Below are 20,477 nucleotides of genomic sequence, written 5' to 3' on the forward strand. Positions count from 1 at the left end.
CCTCACAAGTCTTCTGGGATATCGAAGTTCATTTCTTTTTGATCAGACTGGCTTGCTGCAATTAAAAATTCTAGATGGTCTCCGACAGTCTTCCAATCTGCATCCGATTGAATATCTGAAACGACCTTTCTGATTTCACGATTCAACGCGATCGTGGCCTCTTTTGCTAGAGAGTTCCAATCTAAGGCAGCTTTTTTCATGAGATCCAAAACGCGATTTTTCTGAACGACATTGCCTGTTTGACCTGAACTACCTGCGCCCGCGCTGCGGCTACCTGTCTGCCGGCTCTGGGTGTTTTGCTGATGAGCCTTGGATTGAGGTTGGGCATCCCCTTCTCCATCCGGATCTTCACCTGACAGATAAGCTTCCAGCTCTTGCTCAGTTTGCGTGAAGATTCCGCTGGACCTAGTCGCAGCAAGGGTAGCATCCACAAGTGCACGTTTCTTAGCCATCTTCAGAACAGTGTTCCAAATGGAATGCATGTCGTCATTCTCCATTCGGTAAGATACAAACTTGCCATATCTACCAGAGCGTTCTTTACTAACTAGGTCATCCTTTTCGACACCCTTTGGAAGATCTTTCTCTTGCACCCATCTCCAGCGATACCGACTCTCAAATGTATTCGCATGGCCTACACCTTCACCAATGATGGCGCCTGAACCGCGGTGGATTAATCGAATCGTGATATCCACTCCGTAGTAACCTGTCTCGAAGTTTTTATCTTCCACCTTGCTAGCGATCGTCGGAGCGAAATTATATAACTCACAAAGGCCTTCGGCGCCTGGCTTCAGTAAAGTGGGTTTATCTGTACCCGGAATAATTCCGTAATCAACACCTTCTTGCATAACCTCACGGAAAAATTCTTTGGTTAGGTTTAGCTTTTGCTTCATATCGACCAACTTCTTCCGTAAATCCGTCGCACTCCCAAATTCGTAATCAATGATTGCTCCGCTGCCGGATTGACCGTTAGATGGTTGAGGCTGAATAACAGTGACTTCGTTCAAATTACGCCGCCCCCTTAAGTAGATCCACAATGGACTGCAACGCCTTAAGTTCCGTCTTCAACTTCTCCAGTTGATAGCGAGACTCCATTGTGAGGTGCTCCGTGCGTGCTACCTCATTTCGTTCAATTGTCGAAAACTTCCGAAGCTGTGCGCTGCGAATTTCAGCGTTTTTGCCATCGATGACCATTCCCTCATCTTCAAAAACCCCAAGGTACAGTCCATCCTCTCTATGCGTCAGCTGCGAGCGAGCAATATTGAGATTGTTTTGTGCATTGATCAATGCAACCTCTGCATTTGCGATAAGGTCCGGCAATTCCATTAACCGTGCGATAATTGTTTGTTTATTCATTTGAACGACCTCCCGTATTTTAAATAGATTGAATTTGGCTAATACAGCTCGTACAAATTAATTTGCCACCAGGACCTGGCTTCACGTTTTCGATATTGGTACAAAGCACGCAACCCGGAGCATATTTCTTTAAAACAATGCTGTCGCCGTTCGTGAAAATCTCAATGGGATCCTTAATTTCAATCCCAAGATTCCTCCGCAGCTCAATAGGAATTACCACACGACCGAGCTCATCTACTTTTCTTACGATTCCAGTTGCTTTCAACATGTTGTTTCTCCTCTTGAATTGATTTGATAGATTCATAGATTTATAGACAAAAAAATGAGTCCTTGAATTGCGATCTTTCAGTCGGTATACTGGAAACAATATTATTTTCAAAAGCTGTTATCTTGAAGTAGTCATCCTGGCCGGTGGCTGCTTCTTTTTCTATTCCATACAATTCATTCTCCAAGGTAGCAATTGCCCCTCGAAGCCAATCCTCTGCAGCAGGTCTCACTTCCTTATGGAAATAACCTGGGTTAGTCCGCAAAGCCTCTAAATAGGAATACAACTTACTTAAATGTGCGTAGATGCCTACGTTTTTGCTTACAAGAATCTGCGGCAGATATCTTCACCTCCTCTCAACGATCACATTTCTTTACTTCAAATTCATGTTTCTGGATCATTCGTTTTCTGTCTAAACAGAACTCTTCCTCCAGAACCCCTTGCATGACATTGGCTGTTTCAATGACAACTCTCATCTCATGCCAAACTATCTCAGCATTCTCTCTTCGTTTCTCAGGAGATATGTGTTTTGCCATAGTAAGTCTCTCCAATGCTTTCCCTGCTTCTGCAAGTTGTTTAAGTAGTACATCTTTAAGTGCTGCCGGATGTAAATCCAGATTTGGAACATCCTCAAGGATATTTGATATGTAGCCTCCTGTCCGCTCATCAGCAATCTCGAGAGCAAGTTTCCAGGATAGCCCAGATACCACCGTGTCATACCCGCTGGGCAGCGGACGCTCTCCGCTTTCAATTCGTGCAAGTACAGAACGATCAATTGGAATTCGATTTGCAAGTTCTTCTTGAGTTAAGTTTTTTTCTCTTCGGAACGCTTGAATGGCTTTTCCAATTGCGATTTTTTTCACCACCTTTCAAATTAATGTGACAAATTAGCACTAGAACAATGTAGCTTCGTGACATTGAAGCGATATAAGATGAAGCTACAGATGATCGTTTCATCTCCCCTCCCTGCAGCCGCTGACAACATTTTCCGTCAGCGGGTTTTGTTTTATTGAGCGATGCGATGATTTTGACTTTCTTGTAGCTTCATCCAACTCTCGATAGTCTCCATTCGGAAAAGAATGCGGGCGCCGACTTTGAAATGAGGAATTTCTTTTTTACGAACCATTGTGTAGACGGAATCGCGGTGCACTCCTAAGTAAGACGCGATTTCGTCAACAGTTAAGGTTTTACGTTCGACTTGTTGGTCCATGTTTTCACCTCCTCTATGCAGTTTCGTTCCTTTTCGGAACATTGGTATTAAAAAAAATAGCATCTACTGTTGTGTTTAATACATCTGCAATCTTTTTTGCAACTGCCATTGATGGGTTCTTTCTTCCAACTTCAATATTCGTGTAATAAGCTCTTGAAATTTCTAACAAGCCAGCAATATCATCTTGAGTGAGGTTACTTTTCCTTCTAAATTCGATCAGTTCCAAACGTTGATTCATTTTGATCACCCCATTATGTTCCGATTAGGAACTGTGTATAATACCAATATAGTTCCTTTTCGGAACATTGTCAACAAAATTTGTTCCTTATCTCATCGTTTCTTTTAGGAACAATTTAATATAGAATTAAACAATAATGTTCCGGTGGTGAGACGATGGCATCTTTTGCTGAGCGATTTAAGCAACTTAGAGAAAACCAAAAGAATTGGACTCAAGAACAAGCAGCAGAAGCAATTGGCGTTTCCAGACCAACTATTGCTGGATATGAGTCTGTTGAAAAATCAAGGGTCCCAAGGGAAGAAACATTGCGTAAGATTGCAGACTTGTTTGATGTCACTATTGATTATTTACTTGGCTACACTGATCAAAATAAAGCTGCCGACGACTTATCGTCTTCAAGCGTAGGCCGCGCGTTCTTCGGAGGTGCCGATCAATACTCTGAAGATGAACTGGAGATAGCCCGTGCCGCGGCACAGGCTGCTGTGGAGGCTTATAGGAAAGGTCTAAATAAAAAGAAATAAACGACACTCACATTGGTGTCGTTTATTTCTTTTTATTTAGTGATTAATAGAATTAATCCGCGACTCGAGTGCTGCAGCATAAATTACTTTACTAACTTAAAGTTAAAATTACCTACCTCTGACTTATTTGATGCAATTACAGTACCAGTCATTAAGTCATCTGAAATGCTACCTGAAAAATCCACAAAAGCCCATCCTGATGGTTGATTAATCCATTTCACACCAGTTAAAGTGATTGCCTTTGTATCTTTGTTGTACTCCACTAGAGCAGTATATTTACCTGTTGGGAGTTTTGGGTTTTTAGTAGATGGCCCAAAATCTACTGTTGCTAATTGGTTCTCTATGGTAATGGTCGCACTTGTTTCACCTTGACCAGTATAGACGGAGTATGTTCCCTGCCATTTCGAATCTAGAACATCAAAAACTTTTTTTGAAGATGTATTATCTTTACTTGGAATCCCAGGTGAACTAGAGGTACTGCTTGAGATTTCAACAGTTTGAGTTTCATTGTTCCATTTTACAGATGCCCCAAGAGCTTCAGCAACTGCTTTGGCCGAAACATAGCTGTGCCCTTCGTACACAATTGGGTACATCATACCATCATCGCTTGAGAGATCGATGGATTTCCCATTAACTGTCACATTTAACGCTGCGTTTTGATATGCTGAGATTTGTTTCACCATAGTATCAGCATTAACAGCCCAAGCGCCGCTTGCTAGAAGTACAGAAGATATAGCTAAGGCAGTAATCATTTTTTTCTTTTGAAATTTCATAGTATTCTCTCCCCATATGAATAATTGTGTTGTTTATACGACGAATTATTGCATTTTGCTTTGCACATGCTATTTTAGCATAGTAAATTCGACCTGAATAGACAATTTTTGTATCCTTGGAACTAGAACTATGTTATTATCATGGAAGATATTTCTATATTAGGATAGTATATTTTCGGAGGTTTTATAATGAATAAAGTTTTATCAACTGATATTGAACTCTTCGCGGCGGCACTCTCGCAAACATGTGTAGTTGTTAGCAATGATGACAATTTAGAAAATGCCGGGATCATTCGCGAATACTGTGACAAATATGTAAAGATTGGTGATTCATGGTTTTCGCGTAACATGTACGAATTCCACATAATGACACGCTAGTCACAAACAACAACCGCCATGTTTAACGCATATTATGTCAAATGTCAAATAATCCTCGAGGTGTTACATGAGTATATTAAAAAAAATTATTAATACATTTAAACCATCTTATGAAACCGTTCAAACGAGAGAATCCACCAGTGGAATACAGTTGAGTACATACTCTTCTTTGAAACCAGTTGATCTGCTAATGTTAGATTACGTCAATGGTTCACCTAGCGATATCAAGTTTCCTGGGTATTTTCAATATCGATATGAGGTCGACCCATATACTCTGCTAAAAAAACTAATTGATCAAGATTTTCTCATCACCAGCCATAATATTGAGGAAAATATGAGAAAATCAACTGTAAGTGATTTAAAGGATTTACTTCAACTGCGTTCACTAAAAACCTCTGGAAAAAAAGATGAATTGATTCAAAGAATACAAGAAAATGTCAGCCCGCAAGAATTAGCACATTTATTTCCCGACTTGCTTTACCAATTGACTCAGAAAGGTATTAACACTATTCAAGAAAATGAGCACATATGGTTCTTTCACTCCCAAAGTTATGTTGATATTTCTATTGAAGAAGCACATCAAGAAAAATTAAAAAATCCAAACCTTTCTAAATTCGAGATTGGATATTCAATTTTAGATGTTAAGAAAAAGAACCATTGGAAGGCGCAAAATTTCGGACTTTATAGAAATATTCTGCATGCCTTTTCTGTTTTACAAGAAATTGAAGACAAATATGAAGATTCTCTACGGAGTCTGTTAGAGGTTTGTTTCATTGACTTGAGTGGTATGAGCAATAACTTCAACAAAGAATACCTACATATTTTAGAGAAAAACTTCTTCCCTTATGACAGCTCTTCTTGTAAGGTTGCTCCCGGAATCATTAATAGAATTTCGCATCTCCTTGTAGAAATGAACCTGTCTGAAAAAGAATTTAGAAATCTCTATTTTATTGTTGTTAGTCCCCTCAAGGTCCCGTACCATATTTTCACTAAAGAAGAGACTTATCAGATTTTATTCGATGAATTGAATGAAAATAATCAGAACTTAAAACAAATCTATTTAAAAGCTGAGAAAAGATACAAATCTCTTACTAAAGGGTGAAATAAACATCGCTTTCTGATCTTGCACTTCTTTGTTTAGTTAATTATTAATCTAAACCAACACTACTAAAAGTAATTATTAGTTTTACACAACGTGTACGAGTTCCACATTATGACACGATAGGGATGAACAAACGCCAAGTACAACGCATTAACTGCGATATTCTTGGCGTTTGTTTACTAAACGATACGTGCAGTTTATATTTTTATACAAAAAGAGAACCGCTCTATAATGTCAGGTTCTCTTTTTACTAAGAAAAATTGGTGTTAGTTTATCAGCTAACGGCTTTCAGAAAATACTATTACAATAAAATGTAATCCATTTTTGAAACGATTATCTTATTTATTTCGTATCATACCATTAAATACATATATAATTTTTAGTCAAGGGAGATTTTATGTCAGGAATTATTGAATTAATATTGAAAATTGCTCCACTAGTCACAATCATTTTAGTGTTAGTCAGATTTTACATTGTTACAACTAACAAAACAGAAATTGATATTATATTAACTCCAATAACTACAAAACTTTGGGAGGATTTTTTAGAAATTGTATGTGTATCACTAATACTTGTATTTACACTAAATATTTCAAACGTGTTAGTTGATTACAGTAAGATAAAGGATATATTAAGCATAATCTTTTTAATTGATATTGGGGTAATAGTTATTACTATTTTAATTCTGCTTACTTGTTGGATAATTTCTCTCTTCCGTTCCATTACTGCAACTAAATTTATAAACGTAAATATTATTATTAACTTTGCCTCACTCTTACTTTTTTCCGTTTTACTCACAATTTCAGGTAATAATGAAATTACAAGTTATTTTGCTACTAAGCAATACACTAAATTAATAGTTGTATTTGGGCTACTTTATATTTTCTATATTTTCTTATTCTACATCTATAGGTTTATTTACCAAAAATTTAATAAGCCACAAGTAGTATCCTACATGATTGAAAAAATACCCAACTCTGATATTGAAGAAGAACTGATAGGCTTATTTTTTATTTATATGTTTGATAGCGAGCGGCACATTCTTACTAACTATCCTTGCCGTCGTAATTCAATTAAATTGCCTGCATACGTTTATTATCCTAAAGAAAATTCATTAATCAAATACAGAAAGAACTAAGTTTCACAAAAAGAGATCCGCCAATAATGGGCCTTAATCAAGTTTCCAATTTAAAATTCTTTAATTGGAATACTACATTATTAAAAGCGTTAGTTTTAGTAGATTTATTGAGTTCCCAGGCTCCGACAATGTTAAGTAATAGACAAATTGTTTATCTTGTTACAAAGTTTCGTGAAGTTCAATTTCAGGTCTGATAACAAAGAGAGGCTATTCTTAGCCTCTCTTTATGTTTATCTATTTATTTGATAGAGAATAACTTAATTGCTCAACTTCTTCATCATCTAATAGCTTCGCATTAAAATCTTCACGGAATGCTTGCTTTAGTTCTTTATCACTAGAGAAGAATTTAATACCAATTAAACGAACTTGTTCATTCTCACTTAGCACTTCAATATCTGAGCGTGTAGAAAGCGACAACAAAAAGTCTTCCTTCCATTTATCATGCTCCCGCAAATTATCCCCCTTAGGTTCCAGAAAAACCTGATAAGTGAATTCTGCGTCTCTCATATATAACAAGAAATCGGGCATAAACCCACGAACACCGTCAATCTCAACAATTTTAATTTTACGTTCATTTCGAATGAGATAAACGTCTTGATACTTCAATCTAAGACGTTCCATAAAATCATTAATAAAATCAATCATTTCACTTTCCAATCCATTTACGATCGCTTGATCATATATAAACCAATCGTGATCCCTCATATTTCTTGTTCTCAAAACTGGTGAAAATACATTCGACATCCTCTGATTTACATGATTCATCTCGACCACATAATCATCAATCAATTTATTGAAAGAAACTCCTTCAAACACTGTTGTTCCACGCTCTTTCATATAGTTAGAACGGATGTTCTTTTCGGCATATGCTAGAAATTTCTCAACAATTGAAAGCACTTCTTTCGACGATAAATCATTAACAAATATACCTTGTGGCAATGAAAGGTTAATTTTAAGATCACCTAAGAAACTCTCGCTTTCTATAAACTGTTTCGTGCTTGAAATGCTCGGTATATATTCTTTTAAGTTATTGAACCGAAAAAATACATTACGCTGAATCGCTTTTTGCAACAACCTTTTGTCTATATACAATCGTTCTTCATGCTGTTTTGTTCCTGACGACGTCGTTTGCTGCGAACCAAAACGTTGCTCGACAGATGATTCCAACTTGATGTCATAATTCTGCGAGATATTATAATCGCGAAAAGATTGATAATCTTCTGCTGAGGTTGGAACTAGCTTGTTGATATATATTTTTCCCTCTTTGTAAAGCTCTAGCTTTCGAAATTTCGCTTTTACCTTCGCTTCTAAACGGTCGTACTTGTCCTCTTTCACTTGAATGTTAGCTGCTTCCAACGACTCATTAAGGTTTTTAATATATGCTATATCATTAATTGTATGATAATGTAATGTTTCAATAACCCTTAATTCACTGCCCGAATAATTGAAACGTCTGACATATGATTTTTTCCCTTCATGCTCAAATGGATAATATCGAGCACCACGACCGATTAATTGGGCTTCACTATCCGTCGTCGTCTTCGTATTTGATGCCCCTTCACTAATTCTAATAATATCGAAGAGATTTAGCACATCCCAACCCTCGTTCAATTTCGCAACTGCAAAAATTGCCCGAATAGGATTATTTACATCTTCCAGTGTATTTAACAAGATTGCATTACTTTCAGACATAAATGTGGAATCATTCGCATTTAGAATCGTTTCATTTGTAAAATCCCATTTAAGCTCCCGAACCACTTGTTCCAAATCTTTATCATTAAAATAAGCGAACATCTTCGACCAAATACTTTGTTCATTTTGATAGATAATAAGCCCCTTTTCAATTGTTCCTTGCAGTTGCTCTGTGGATAGGCCTTCTACAATGCTTATGAAAGTATTATTTGCTTCTAAAGAAGTTGCAATTTTGTTCGACTTAAATAGCATTATCGGTTTTAAATAAACCCCATGATCTCCTGCGACATATTTCCTATATTGACTAAGCAACAACCCATACAGCATCTTTTGGTCATCATTTTCGTTTGAGCGAAGCAAAACAACATTCTTAGAATAACCATCCTCCATGAACTTTTTCAAATCATACTGATACACGATCTTATCTCTGTACTTTTCGAAGAGCTCATCTTTAGTTAAATCAATTGTTGCCGTAAATTCAATCAAACGGTTAGTAGAATGTAGTCGCAGTAACTTGTTGACAGTATTCTCCCACGTCTTTTCTTCTGCTTCTTCTGATTTTAGTTTTTTCTTATCGGTTCTAGTCAATGCATTAATGTGATGTGCCTCATCGGCCAGTAAGACCAGGTTGGTTTCCATTAACGATTCATAAGTAAGGCCATTCTCTCTTGGATGGCTTAAATCTATATGCATTTTTTGTATGGTCGTCAACTTCAAGTAGATCACATTGTCAGCTGGGATGGCCGGAAACACATCCACTACCTGAATTGTTATCGAACTCCCATCAATGATAATACCTTCAGAATTAAATAAATACTTTGGCGAAGTTGTATTAGTTAGGTTGTCAAAGGTCTTCTTGATGATTGCATCAGTGTTGACAAAAAATATGAAGTTCTGATGTCTTTTTTCTCTAAATAAATAGAGGATTGTTGCTGCTAATACAAGTGTTTTTCCTGATCCAGTTGCCATATGAAATAACAGATGATTAAACGAAAGATCAGCAACATTCGAACGCTGCGTGTAAATAAACTGTTGAAGTGCCAATTCTTGGTATGGACGTAGACCATGACTTAAATTATCAAACAAATACTTTGGCACTTCAGGAGGCTGTTCGAAAATATCATTAAAACGCTTCTCAATGCGTGCGTGCAAAATCTCATTACTCACTGCTATTCACCATCGCTTCATTTCTTTGATAAAACGATTTGTTAAATTTTTTATCCGATGCTGAGATCGCATATTCTGTATCGTTGATCTCAGAGAAACCTAAATACATTTGATTTGCATCGAGGCTTTCAATGAGTACCTTTTTCTTATCTTCTATTAATAATTCCGCAAACTGACTATCTTCATTGGTTAAACGATCAATGTTGACTTTGTAATCCAAATAAGCAATTTCCTTGACTTCCCTAATCAGTCCGTCAAGTTCTTGATCTGATTTTACTTCCTGAATTCGAGAAATGTATTTTTGATTTAACTCGCATAGTTCGGCATAAACAAAGCTACCACCGCCACTCCAGGCTACTTCTTTTGAAATCCCACCTGGATCGCCTTGTATTACCTTCTTTAGTCTTTCTGGCGTGTAATTTGTATCATATGTTAACTGCTCAATAGCAATGTATTGTCTGCCCATCTTATGACACACAGCGGCTGTTGTCCCACTTCCAGCAAAAAAATCTAATACTACGTCACCTTTATTGGTACATAAGGTTATAATCCTGTGAAGGAGCCTCTCCGGTTTAGGCGTAGAAAACGGATTTTTTTCTCCAAACAACGCAATTGATTCCTTTTTAGCTTCTTGATTGTGCCCGACTTCTTTATTTGTCCACCAGGTCCATGCTACACTACCTGGAGATTCAGATAAGTAGGTTTTTCTACGTGGTACTGAATCGTTATTTTTACCGAACCACATTCTTCCTTCTTCAAGTAATTTTCTAAACTCCGGTTCAGTCATGTACCAGCAACGTCCTGCTGGAGGTGTGTATTCTTTACCAGATGGTGTGACTATTTTATACATTTGATTTGGTCTGAATCCTTGAGCTGTAAAATCTGTTGACACCCATGGACCTCTAAAATCTTCATCTGGGTTTTGATATCTGGCTCTTTGTTCTTCTGTCAAAGGTAACGTATTAATGTTCTCCTTAAATTTCATAACATTGTTCGTATACACAAGAATATGATCATGTGCATCACCAAGTGCTGCCCGCGCATCTGGTGATGTTCTTTTTTGCCACAGAACATTAGCAATAAACCCATTCGGAAAGATACTGTCCATGATAACTTTTAGATAATGAACTTCATCATCATCAATATTCACCCAAATAGAACCTCCGTCACTAAGCATCTCACGCGCAACTTCCAAACGATTCCACATAAATGTCAGCCACGTTGAATGGTTAAAACGGTCATTATATTTAAAACTATCTCCCCCTGTATTATATGGAGGGTCTATATATATTAGTTTCACCTTACCCGCAAATCGTTTTTTTAATGAGTGCAGTGCAATTAAATTATTCCCTTTGATTACCAAGTTACTCTTTACATCAAAATCCAAGATAGCATGTTCTCCACTCTCATCATACTTCTTTATATTAGTAAACACTTTTGGTGACAATAGTGTATCAATTTCTTCTTTTGCTAATATTTTATGATAATAAACTTCTTGCTTACTTAAACTTTCCTTGGTCATTCCACCTTCTAAAATGCAATCTTTGTGTGGAAAATCCAATACCACACTCGTATTATATTTTAGATATTTATTATCACTAGTCAATCCGATCTCATTACTGAACTTTGTGTAGCTGTTATCCCAATAATTTTTATATCTTAACATATTGATAAACTCTTCGATCTTAAAAATTGTTCCTAAAGAAATATTAAATGAGTATGCTTCCTTAATTGCCTCATTGTTCAGCAAGTTCTCAATCAACTCTTTCTTATAATCCCGCAAATCTGCAATTACTCTTGTTTTATTTAAAACATCTCCTTCCCAATATTCAGGGAAAACCGATAAAACTTTTTTAATTTCTATTAATAATCTTGTTTCCATCCTAAACCCCTCCTGCAAATAGATCATATTTCAAATTTAGCTAATTGTTTATCTAACATTAATACATTTTCTTTTACATATATCCCTTGATGATATCGCACTTTTCCACTTTAATGAATATCTATTTTAAGATCCGATTTGCTAGCTTAATAATCACAGCTTCGGGTATTTAATACTTACTTTAGTAAGAACGAATTCCACATCATATCACTATTAGCCCGAGCAAACAAATACCATGTTTATCTTAATTTATAACGATATTCTTGGAGGGTGTTTAATTTTTCACTAAAGATACAACCCGTTACTCCAGCTAACTGATTCCCACACTTTTTCTATCCCAGATATTTTACCATACTAAATTCGACCTTAAAATACATATTTTGTATACCTAGGTAATTAGGCATGGTATAATTATCTTGAAAATTTTAGGGGGTTATTTCATGCTTATTGAGGCTTTTGAGAGAGTCTACCGTCAAAGAATGAGAAGAAACAAGAAAAAGAGAGTAATTTCAATTCAAGATTATTTCAATAATGAACTAAGAGTCTCTCCTAGAGTACATTTTAATCAAAATCCATTAGTATGTTTAGACTATATAATTACTTACATTCGTGCCAATCCTAGTCAAGAAGAATTAGTTTTGTATGAGATAATTAGTCTTCTTGATGATCGGCAAACAATGGGAGAGCCACACTATATTTCTAAATTCGAAGCCAATCTACCCTTAAATGAAATGAAACAATATCTCGAAGAAATATTTATTCAGGATAATGAATATGAAAATTTTCTCTTTGAAAAGTACGAAGAATTGCAAACAGATCTTACTGATAACATAGTTAGTCTCACTATTAAATACAAAGAATACTCTGGCGATCCAACTGTATTGGATTCCCCAAGATTGTTACACACAGGAGAAATAAAAATCACTTTTGATTTTGTTAATAATTTTGTCATTGGTTCTAGAGCTGGCTATCAAAGAGTATTTTCACAACTCACTGAGTTCATAGGCCTTTCAATTTCTGAAATAGTTATAAAACATTCATATATCCAAAAAGATATTAAAATTATGAGAGATACTTCTACGAGCTCATTTGCATCATTAACTTTATTAGTAGTTTATTTGATATTCAAAAAGCTTACGGAGATTGGCTATGAAATTAATAGTGTTAACTCCCTAACTTTTAACAATGATACTGCGCCTCGAGTAAAAAGTGCAAGATTAGGTGGAACTGATTTATTTTCAGATCCAGATGTAGTAGAAAGAATATTTAACACTGATAAAATAGCTAAATTTGTAATCAATGTAATTAAAATGGAAAGTGGAAGTGCAGTATTAATTACTGATTTACAAATTGATTTAATTGGTATGTTAAAGATTACCTTTTTTGAACCATCAGTTTTTTCAGCACGATTATTAGAAAATACTAGTCACGAACTATATACTGCACTACAAGAAATCATTAACGATCCGGATGCAACACAAATTGCTACGGAAAAAATAAATACAATTTTACTTAGAGGAACCTTTGAAAATAGATCGATGTTTAACCAATTTATTTCCGAACTAAAGAATGATCTCTTAGTACTAATTCCGGATTCTTCAGAAAAAATATCTGATTATTTTATACATAAACATAACGTTTAAGTTGTATAATATCTTTGCAGCTTAAAACAGAACAATAGTTCCCTTTTATAATAATAGATAATTAAATTGGAGGAAATATTGTGTTCCTTTCCAGTTCAGTTTTTATGGTGAGAATAAATAATTTAAACAAGCTTAATCTTAATTTACAGAATTTCATGTTTAAAGAAGATGGTCAGTTTTACTCAATCTTTTTTTATGATAGCCTGTTAGAAACCGGTGAAATTCATTGGTCTTTATCATTTGAGAATGGGAAAATGAATTTAATTAATTTCATACGAAAAGAATCGATTTTTTTTCTCTTCTCTTCATCAATTCAAAACTATGTTTATCTTGAAAAACTAATATCTAAAATTATAGGTGAGGATACTTTATTAGAAATATTAAAACCACCACTTAATGCTAAAATTAATAAATTACCAATTCAAGTAAGCTCATTAAGTATAGATCCTCATTTTGGTATTAACGCCACTTTGAATATTGATAGCAAATCAATTTTCTTAAAAATTTATACTAATGGACTTATTACATATTCAATGTCTTCTGACATAAATTTTATTACTAAAATTTTAAAAATTTCATATGATTTGGTGGAATCGTGTTATGCAAATGATTTCTGATTTTTCTCATTGGGTAGAAATAAATTTTTCTGTTATTACAACTAATTCAGTGGAATATTTGGCATGGGCAACCTCTGCAGTAGTTGCAATGCTTGCTTTAACGACGATTATTATTAGTCAGTATAATGAAAGAGCTATACAGAACTCTAATGATTTAGCATGGGAATTAAAAGAACATATTGGAAACTCGCCTTCATTAGCAAATCCAAATGAATTGATTACAAAAATAAATAAAATATATTATCTTATTTCTAACAAAAAAGTATTTAAAAATACACTAACTCTTTTTAATTTAATCTCATATTGCATCTCATTAATTTGGATATTTGCTTGCATCGGTTATCTTTATAATTCTTTCAATGTACCCGATGTTATTATTATTCTATTTGCCACTGCATTAATCACAATAACATTTATAGGACTTCCAATAATATTTAAATCTTTTAATAGTAATCAACCAATTGTTTTAGACAAAAAACAAAATCTATATTTAACAACATTATTCTACTTTTTTAATAACGAAATAAAAGAACAAGATATACTAAAAAAACTTATTCACCCTATCATCAAAATTAAATTAAATAATGATCAACTTTTTATTGATTATAATCAAAAAATACCTGCTTCAAATTATTCAATAACTATTTTATTTAACACAGATAACAGAAATAATTACTTAATTCATCTGGTTAAAACTACTAGCATTTTATTTGAAAAGTACAAAATAAAACCACAAGTACAAGATGAATTATTTATTGGTCTATTCAATAAATTGAAAAATTCAGATATTAATGGAGTAATTTTTTTTGCAACTGAAGATATGACTTCAATACGAGCTTTTCATTCTCAAATCATTATAAATGGAGATAATGAATTCAACATAGTTTTAAATGAACCCTTCAACTTCTCTGTTATCATCCCAGTAAAAAAAGCAATACAACAAAAAGAAAATCAATTGCAAATACTTGTAGATAGAAAATCTTATTCTTTAGAGAAGTTATTATGACGTCTTATACCCTTTACCCTCAAAACAAGCTGCTACTCCAAATTTGATAAAACAGTCTAGTAAGATCACACTCTTACTAGACTATTTTATATTCCAAGACTAAGTATTTTCGCAAAAAGAAGACTTCCTTGGTAATCCGACATACTCCCACTTAATCTGTTATTTTCGACAATTACACGAACGTATATTCCTATTTTGAATGAAATATGCTACCATCTACCTATGGGAGGTAGTATATGGACCTATCACTTTACAAACCTACTGAACTCGAAAAATGGCTAGAAAAAGAGTACCGCAGCATTGGCATCGAGTATGCGTCCGATATGGACCTAGACCTAATTTCATCCGTCTTTGATATAGAAATACGCATTTACGCCGGGCCCTCTTTTGCTGAATGGAAAGAAGATGAATACTCTTTTATTTTCCTAAATGCCTACCTTAACGAAAAACAAAAACGTGAAGTTTTCTTTCATGAACTTTGTCACCCTCTGCAGCATGTTGGCCAGCAAGAAATCATGCCAAAATCTTTCATTGAACTGCAGGAAATCCAGGCTAAAAACTTTCAACATTATGCAGCCATGCCTTCTTACCTACTTGAGGAATTTAAATCAGTCTCCCCTTCCCTACTTGTAAAGGTGATAGCCGAAGAGTTTTGCTTAACTGAACGGTTTGTTCATCACCGACTAGAACAAATTCAAAAACGAGTCCAAACGGCTCAATACGAAGAAGAATTGATTCGCCGTCGAAATACAAAGATCACAATCGATGATGACCATGTAAGGCGTGTGATGGCAGAGCTTGGTCGGAAACAACAAGAAGGAGCATAGGAATGGCAAAGATATCCGTTTTTTACATGGAGCACCCCGAGGATTTCCATCCGGTACCGGACAAATTAAATATCTTATTTGGCTCAGGAAACATTGCCTGGCACAAGAAATTTCTTTACATACCTTTAGAAGCTCCATTTCGCCCCAAGACGGCCGAAGACTACGCAGATGACTCTATGGGCGTCTCTATTCTTTTTGAGGACCTGACAAGGCACCCTGAGCGTCCTAATCAGTTTGGAATCGATATACATAGTGTTGTCCGTCGTTTGGAAAAGTTGAAATATCAAGAGGGGCTACAGTTTGAATATGACGACATAGAACAATTCATTATTCAAGTGGCTGATATTGAGGAAATCATGCAGATGGATGTAAAGTCCTTTTATGAATGGAGGTAGGACATGCCGAGTATAGAGAAACGAGGGAAAAATGCATTCCGTTTGGTTATCGAAGCAGGCTATGATTCATTAGGTAATCGTATTAAAAGATCTAGGACCGTAAAAGTCTCTACGTTGAAAGAAGCAAAAGCCGAATTAGCTAAGTTTCAAATTGAATTTGAAGTTGGCGAATACATTGCCCCCGAGAAACAAACCTTCGAAGCATTCGTCCAAGAATGGAAAACAAAGTTCGTTGAAAAGAATTTAGAAGCAAAAACTATTGTGAATTATCTTTATCACGTAAATAAACGCATTCTCCCCTATTTCGGAAAATTGCACATGAATAAGATCAAGACAATGCATATCATCGATTACTTAGAAAAGCTGCATACAGAGAATCGCATCATCGGTGAAGGTACCCTTTCCTCTTCGACGATTGTTTATAATTACCGTGTAATACGCAGCATATTTTCAAAAGCAGTTGACTGGAAGGTCATTAAAGACAATCCCGTTAAAGGGGTAACCAAGCCTAAAGAAAAATCTAAAGAGATGGATGTCTATAATGACGAGGAAGTTCGATGGTTAATCCAGGCACTTTCAAATGAAAAGCCTTTATTCCGGGTTTTAATCCTTTTGGCTCTGACAACAGGCCTCCGCTGTGGAGAGCTCCTGGGACTTGAATGGAAGCATGTTGATTTAGAAACCGGTGTTATCGATGTTAAGCAATCCATTCCGATGTTTAAAGATGGACAGCCCATCATCAAGGAGCCAAAAACGAAAAACTCAATACGCAAAGTCTCAGTTCCGAGCTTTGTGATTCAAGAACTTAAAGTTTTTTATAATCAAAGTAAAACGGATCGAGATGCCCTTGAAGAAAAATGGGCAGCCGGAGTACACTTCTTTGTCTTCAGTAGCTGGAATGGTAAACCCTTTTACACAAAAACTCCTGGAGATATGTGGCGCCGGTTCATTAGAAAGTATCCCCAGATGAAATACATCCGATTCCATGACCTTCGCCATACTTCTGCTACCCTTCTCATTAACCAAGGCGTTCATGCTAAGATCATTTCTAATCGTCTTGGTCACTCTAATATTTCAACCACTATGAATGTTTATGGCCATGCGATTCAATCTGCAGATCAAGCCGCGGCGAGCAAGTTCGATTCATTCTTCACTGCCCCCAACTAGCCTCTTCTTTGTCAAAGGAAATAAATGAGAGCTGTAGAATATATACAACTGAATAACTTTATTTTTAGGTTTACTCGTAGAACAGATCGGTTGGCAGTGCGTGAGTAGTCGGTGATTGAAGTAAGTAAAAAACTTAGGAGACATATTTATGGAAATGACTAACGATGGAAATATGAATGAAAGAATTGTTGCATGTTCTGACTGTTTTCAAGATCAAGGCTTGCGGTTAGATGCAGAGCGGATTGGTTGTCTTAGTAGTGATAGTTGTCCAAACTGTAGAATAATGACGGGAAACAAAATAACATTAAACCAGTTGAATGAGGTTGCTCATCGTTTTTTTGTATGGGGGTCAATTGTTCGTTGTGAATATGGAGCTTTTCCGGAGATTCAGTTTAATAAGTTTCAGGAAACTTCGATTTTTTTAAATGAAAACCTCGAAAAAGATATGAAGGTTTTTGAGAAGTTATTAGGAATTGGTTTTTTCTTTTATGGACCTAGAGCGTGGATGTACGGAGAAATCGAACCTTTGAAAGCTTTACTTGATACTGATAAACGTCGTGATATCATAGAAAGAATTATCGGAAAATATCCTGAAACAGTATTAACATCAACTGATGGTCCTCTATACAGAATTAGAAGTGGAACTAACCTCACATATAATTCAGAAGAATTTGACAGCCCACCAGATAAATTGTTAGGTAGTGGTCGGTTAGATTCGGCTAAGCAGCCAGTGCTTTATACCTCACCTGATTTGGAGCTATGTATACACGAAATGCGTGCATCGTTTGAGGACGAATTATATGTTGCTACATTGCAACCTACCGCTCCTTTAAAATTATTGAATTTGTCAATTATTCTAAATGAAAATGATCATATCTCTGAATTTGAAAGTTTGGATCTCGCAGTAAATATGCTGTTTCTGGCTGGAAAACATGCATATAATATTACTCGTGAAATTAGCTTAGCAGTGAAACAAGCAGGGTTTGATGGAATAGTGTATCCATCATATTTCAGCTATATAAAGAATGGGGTTGTGCCACATGAAGCAGCGATCTATGGAATGTCCAATAGACGCATACCACAATTTCGATCACATGAACAATCTATAATGGCTCAAAATGTAGCGATTTTTGGACGGCCAATACTTGAAGGAAAGGTGATGGTTAAAAGTATAAATAAATTAGTGCTAACAAATGTTAACTATAACTATCTTTTAGGAGCCGTTAAAGCTAATGATGAGATTACAGGGATCACATAGCCGTACTTGACAGTTTGCTCCCTTCTGCATTGAAGTAACGAAGGATATACATGATTGAACTAGTACAGTTTTGAAACAGCAAAATCTTGGGGACGGATTGGGGACGAAATTCTTCAAACCGTCCCCAACCGCATCAAATTGATTAATACCCGAAAGTTGAAAACCCTTATATATCAAGGCTTTTCCGGACTATAACAGGACCCATCAAAAGGACTTTCTCTCTTCTCCCATGAGGCGGCTGCGCAAGCAGTCGCCGTTATTATTTTATAGGACAATTTCCTAAAACCCTTATTCTATAAGGGTTTATTTGACTATAACAGACACTAAAATTATATAGTACAGCATGCATTTTGAGTAGTTGGTGACCAACTAATTTTAATCATAAAATATTCCGACTTTCTAGAACATAAAAAATCTGATATAACGGCCTTGTTTATTATAAAGGCTTTGTTATTCTTTATTTTTGATTTTCAACCAAAAGAAAAACCGCTTCATGATAAAGCGGTTAATAAGAACTATCGTTCTCCGTTGCGGTTAGCCTCGCAGGGTAGTCAGCATGTATCTGCTTCTTCGAAATCCCAAGGGGTGTCAGCCCAGCAGCGTGAATACGGTGTTATGCGACGGAACTTTGAGTTGCTTACAAATTATTCAAATGCTTCATTATCAATGTTGCTATTTAATATTCTTGCTTTTTTTAAATCAATTTCATGATTACTTAAATCGCCATTTTCTTTATACAATTGACTTCGAAAAAAATAGATCTTTGCATTATCCTCATCCATACTCAGTGCGCAATTTAGCCATTTAAGAGCGCATTGAAAATTCCCGAAAAATATTTCTGTTCTTCCTATGTATAAAAATAAATTGGAATTGTTGTTATAACCTAATTCAATTGATGTATTAAAATCATCTAATGCTTCATCAAATTGAGATGTATTAAAATATGTCAATCCCCTATTATAAAAATTTCTTCCATCAATAGTAGTATTATTTATGCACCATTCAAAATCTCTTCTAGCAAGTTCGTACTGTTTACTCTGATTATAAGCACATCCTCTAAGATCATATGCTATATCTTTTTCTAAATCATTCATAATTAATAATGACATTAGTTCAATTGTTTCATCAAAAGCTTGCTTTTTGAAGTATAAAGAGCCTAAAGTATATATAATATTAGGGTTATGAGGCTCAATCTCTCTTGCTAACTTCAAATCTTCAATCGCACTTACGATATCTCCTGATCTTCGATAAATATCTGCTCTGTAAATAAATATATTACATACATCTGCTTTATTGGATTTTAGAAAGTCTTTTAAAGCATTATTAAAATCGTTTAATAGATAATAACACATTCCTCTACAATTGATTACTTGATACATTTGATCATCTATTTCCAAACTAATACTAAAATCATCAATTGCTGCTTTATATTCTTCTTTGTCATAGAAAGCCATTCCTCTAAAATAATATGCCTGTGAATCATTTGAATTTATCGACAAAATCATTGTTATCAATTCAATTTGATTATGAGTATTGTTTTTTTTGCGTATCTTACTAAAGTATTGAAACGTATTATGATGTATCTGTTTGTAAAAAATATATTTGATTATTTCTATCAAAGAAATTAGACTACGCTTCATTGATATTCCCCCAATTATTTTCCCTCTTCGTTCTATCTTATAACTCAATTAGATCCTTAAATAAACAGGACTTTAAATTCAATCAGTATTAATGATGTTACTGCTAAACCATACCGTCCGCCAATTGACGGCGTAAGTTGTCCTAGCCCTGACGGACAAGCTGTCCAGTCGGTGGTTCGAAAAAAGGGAGAATCAAGAACATTCT

The 20,477-nt window shown here is 35.2% G+C and carries 21 protein-coding genes; 11 read left to right on the plus strand and 10 right to left on the minus strand.

The features are described from left to right. Positions 1–2 precede the first annotated feature (2 nt). The 6 genes from AC58PQ_RS26635 to AC58PQ_RS26660 form a co-directional block, all read right to left on the minus strand. Entirely contained in the window at positions 3–1,004 is a 1,002-nt protein-coding gene (locus AC58PQ_RS26635; RefSeq protein WP_497246929.1) for a hypothetical protein, read from the minus strand. 1 nt (position 1,005) lies between these two features. Continuing rightward, the gene (locus AC58PQ_RS26640; RefSeq protein ID WP_497246931.1) at positions 1,006–1,353 is read right to left on the minus strand and encodes a hypothetical protein; all 348 of its coding nucleotides are present in this window, start codon (positions 1,351–1,353) and stop codon (positions 1,006–1,008) included. Positions 1,354–1,372: 19 nt separating this feature from the next. Then, a complete protein-coding gene (locus tag AC58PQ_RS26645; RefSeq protein ID WP_497246933.1) occupies positions 1,373–1,621 on the minus strand; it encodes an AbrB/MazE/SpoVT family DNA-binding domain-containing protein in 249 nt (82 codons plus the stop codon). A 353-nt stretch (positions 1,622–1,974) separates the two neighbouring features. After that, a complete protein-coding gene (locus AC58PQ_RS26650) occupies positions 1,975–2,481 on the minus strand; it encodes a helix-turn-helix domain-containing protein (protein ID WP_497246935.1) in 507 nt (168 codons plus the stop codon). Positions 2,482–2,624: 143 nt separating this feature from the next. Then, positions 2,625–2,828, minus strand: coding sequence for a helix-turn-helix domain-containing protein (locus AC58PQ_RS26655; protein WP_497246937.1), 204 nt, complete (start codon positions 2,826–2,828; stop codon positions 2,625–2,627). A gap of 13 nt (positions 2,829–2,841) precedes the next feature. Then, on the minus strand, positions 2,842–3,066 hold the full coding sequence (locus AC58PQ_RS26660) for a helix-turn-helix transcriptional regulator (RefSeq protein ID WP_497246939.1): 225 nt from the start codon (positions 3,064–3,066) through the stop codon (positions 2,842–2,844). 155 nt (positions 3,067–3,221) lie between these two features. Between AC58PQ_RS26660 and AC58PQ_RS26665 the strand changes: the two genes are divergently transcribed. After that, positions 3,222–3,587, plus strand: a complete 366-nt coding sequence (locus AC58PQ_RS26665) for a helix-turn-helix domain-containing protein (protein WP_497246941.1) — start codon at positions 3,222–3,224, stop codon at positions 3,585–3,587. Positions 3,588–3,670: 83 nt separating this feature from the next. Here the strand turns inward: AC58PQ_RS26665 and AC58PQ_RS26670 are convergent, their stop codons facing one another. Continuing rightward, entirely contained in the window at positions 3,671–4,360 is a 690-nt protein-coding gene (locus tag AC58PQ_RS26670; RefSeq protein WP_497246943.1) for a stalk domain-containing protein, read from the minus strand. Between the two features lie 189 nt (positions 4,361–4,549). Between AC58PQ_RS26670 and AC58PQ_RS26675 the strand changes: the two genes are divergently transcribed. The 3 genes from AC58PQ_RS26675 to AC58PQ_RS26685 all read left to right on the plus strand — a co-directional run bounded on the left by AC58PQ_RS26675 (position 4,550) and on the right by AC58PQ_RS26685 (position 6,978). Next, on the plus strand, positions 4,550–4,738 hold the full coding sequence (locus AC58PQ_RS26675) for a hypothetical protein (RefSeq protein WP_497246945.1): 189 nt from the start codon (positions 4,550–4,552) through the stop codon (positions 4,736–4,738). A 67-nt stretch (positions 4,739–4,805) separates the two neighbouring features. Next, a complete protein-coding gene (locus AC58PQ_RS26680) occupies positions 4,806–5,840 on the plus strand; it encodes an SAP domain-containing protein (RefSeq protein WP_497246947.1) in 1,035 nt (344 codons plus the stop codon). Positions 5,841–6,237: 397 nt separating this feature from the next. Continuing rightward, complete coding sequence (locus AC58PQ_RS26685; protein WP_497246949.1) at positions 6,238–6,978, plus strand: hypothetical protein; 741 nt, start codon at positions 6,238–6,240, stop codon at positions 6,976–6,978. Between the two features lie 234 nt (positions 6,979–7,212). Here the strand turns inward: AC58PQ_RS26685 and AC58PQ_RS26690 are convergent, their stop codons facing one another. Then, positions 7,213–9,837: a DEAD/DEAH box helicase family protein gene (locus AC58PQ_RS26690; protein WP_497246951.1), complete on the minus strand. Its 2,625-nt coding sequence runs from the start codon at positions 9,835–9,837 to the stop codon at positions 7,213–7,215. Next, the gene (locus AC58PQ_RS26695) at positions 9,830–11,719 is read right to left on the minus strand and encodes a DNA methyltransferase (protein WP_497246953.1); all 1,890 of its coding nucleotides are present in this window, start codon (positions 11,717–11,719) and stop codon (positions 9,830–9,832) included. Before AC58PQ_RS26695 ends, AC58PQ_RS26690 begins: the two co-directional genes overlap by 8 nt. Before the next feature lie 440 nt (positions 11,720–12,159). On the opposite strand from AC58PQ_RS26695, the gene AC58PQ_RS26700 reads away from it, so the two are divergent. The 7 genes from AC58PQ_RS26700 to AC58PQ_RS26730 all read left to right on the plus strand — a co-directional run bounded on the left by AC58PQ_RS26700 (position 12,160) and on the right by AC58PQ_RS26730 (position 18,632). Continuing rightward, on the plus strand, positions 12,160–13,362 hold the full coding sequence (locus AC58PQ_RS26700) for a hypothetical protein (protein ID WP_497246955.1): 1,203 nt from the start codon (positions 12,160–12,162) through the stop codon (positions 13,360–13,362). A gap of 80 nt (positions 13,363–13,442) precedes the next feature. Next, positions 13,443–13,979, plus strand: a complete 537-nt coding sequence (locus AC58PQ_RS26705) for a hypothetical protein (protein WP_497246957.1) — start codon at positions 13,443–13,445, stop codon at positions 13,977–13,979. Next, positions 13,963–14,985, plus strand: a complete 1,023-nt coding sequence (locus AC58PQ_RS26710; RefSeq protein WP_497246959.1) for a hypothetical protein — start codon at positions 13,963–13,965, stop codon at positions 14,983–14,985. The genes AC58PQ_RS26705 and AC58PQ_RS26710 overlap by 17 nt, the downstream gene beginning before the upstream one ends. 236 nt (positions 14,986–15,221) lie before the next feature. After that, positions 15,222–15,812 (plus strand): ImmA/IrrE family metallo-endopeptidase, encoded by a 591-nt coding sequence (locus AC58PQ_RS26715; protein ID WP_497246961.1) that lies wholly within the window; start codon positions 15,222–15,224, stop codon positions 15,810–15,812. A 2-nt stretch (positions 15,813–15,814) separates the two neighbouring features. Continuing rightward, complete coding sequence (locus AC58PQ_RS26720) at positions 15,815–16,207, plus strand: hypothetical protein (RefSeq protein ID WP_497246963.1); 393 nt, start codon at positions 15,815–15,817, stop codon at positions 16,205–16,207. A 3-nt stretch (positions 16,208–16,210) separates the two neighbouring features. Continuing rightward, positions 16,211–17,374: a tyrosine-type recombinase/integrase gene (locus AC58PQ_RS26725; protein WP_497246965.1), complete on the plus strand. Its 1,164-nt coding sequence runs from the start codon at positions 16,211–16,213 to the stop codon at positions 17,372–17,374. Positions 17,375–17,522: 148 nt separating this feature from the next. After that, positions 17,523–18,632, plus strand: a complete 1,110-nt coding sequence (locus AC58PQ_RS26730; RefSeq protein WP_497246967.1) for an RES family NAD+ phosphorylase — start codon at positions 17,523–17,525, stop codon at positions 18,630–18,632. A gap of 644 nt (positions 18,633–19,276) precedes the next feature. Here AC58PQ_RS26730 and AC58PQ_RS26735 read toward each other — a convergent pair. Beyond that, positions 19,277–20,272 (minus strand): tetratricopeptide repeat protein, encoded by a 996-nt coding sequence (locus tag AC58PQ_RS26735; RefSeq protein WP_497246969.1) that lies wholly within the window; start codon positions 20,270–20,272, stop codon positions 19,277–19,279. Positions 20,273–20,477 lie beyond the last annotated feature (205 nt).

Source organism: Paenibacillus sp. J22P143, assembly GCF_059692035.1.

What these genes read in the sequence shown, in the direction of transcription:
- AC58PQ_RS26640 (WP_497246931.1), bottom strand. Translation starts at nt 1,353, where the DNA reads ATGAATAAACAAACAATTATCGCACGGTTAATGGAATTGCCGGACCTT.
- AC58PQ_RS26645 (WP_497246933.1), bottom strand. Translation starts at nt 1,621, where the DNA reads ATGTTGAAAGCAACTGGAATCGTAAGAAAAGTAGATGAGCTCGGTCGT.
- AC58PQ_RS26655 (WP_497246937.1), bottom strand. Translation starts at nt 2,828, where the DNA reads ATGGACCAACAAGTCGAACGTAAAACCTTAACTGTTGACGAAATCGCG.
- AC58PQ_RS26660 (WP_497246939.1), bottom strand. Translation starts at nt 3,066, where the DNA reads ATGAATCAACGTTTGGAACTGATCGAATTTAGAAGGAAAAGTAACCTC.
- AC58PQ_RS26665 (WP_497246941.1), top strand. Translation starts at nt 3,222, where the DNA reads ATGGCATCTTTTGCTGAGCGATTTAAGCAACTTAGAGAAAACCAAAAG.
- AC58PQ_RS26670 (WP_497246943.1), bottom strand. Translation starts at nt 4,360, where the DNA reads ATGAAATTTCAAAAGAAAAAAATGATTACTGCCTTAGCTATATCTTCT.
- AC58PQ_RS26675 (WP_497246945.1), top strand. Translation starts at nt 4,550, where the DNA reads ATGAATAAAGTTTTATCAACTGATATTGAACTCTTCGCGGCGGCACTC.
- AC58PQ_RS26680 (WP_497246947.1), top strand. Translation starts at nt 4,806, where the DNA reads ATGAGTATATTAAAAAAAATTATTAATACATTTAAACCATCTTATGAA.
- AC58PQ_RS26685 (WP_497246949.1), top strand. Translation starts at nt 6,238, where the DNA reads ATGTCAGGAATTATTGAATTAATATTGAAAATTGCTCCACTAGTCACA.
- AC58PQ_RS26695 (WP_497246953.1), bottom strand. Translation starts at nt 11,719, where the DNA reads ATGGAAACAAGATTATTAATAGAAATTAAAAAAGTTTTATCGGTTTTC.
- AC58PQ_RS26700 (WP_497246955.1), top strand. Translation starts at nt 12,160, where the DNA reads ATGCTTATTGAGGCTTTTGAGAGAGTCTACCGTCAAAGAATGAGAAGA.
- AC58PQ_RS26710 (WP_497246959.1), top strand. Translation starts at nt 13,963, where the DNA reads ATGCAAATGATTTCTGATTTTTCTCATTGGGTAGAAATAAATTTTTCT.
- AC58PQ_RS26715 (WP_497246961.1), top strand. Translation starts at nt 15,222, where the DNA reads ATGGACCTATCACTTTACAAACCTACTGAACTCGAAAAATGGCTAGAA.
- AC58PQ_RS26720 (WP_497246963.1), top strand. Translation starts at nt 15,815, where the DNA reads ATGGCAAAGATATCCGTTTTTTACATGGAGCACCCCGAGGATTTCCAT.
- AC58PQ_RS26725 (WP_497246965.1), top strand. Translation starts at nt 16,211, where the DNA reads ATGCCGAGTATAGAGAAACGAGGGAAAAATGCATTCCGTTTGGTTATC.
- AC58PQ_RS26730 (WP_497246967.1), top strand. Translation starts at nt 17,523, where the DNA reads ATGGAAATGACTAACGATGGAAATATGAATGAAAGAATTGTTGCATGT.
- AC58PQ_RS26735 (WP_497246969.1), bottom strand. Translation starts at nt 20,272, where the DNA reads ATGAAGCGTAGTCTAATTTCTTTGATAGAAATAATCAAATATATTTTT.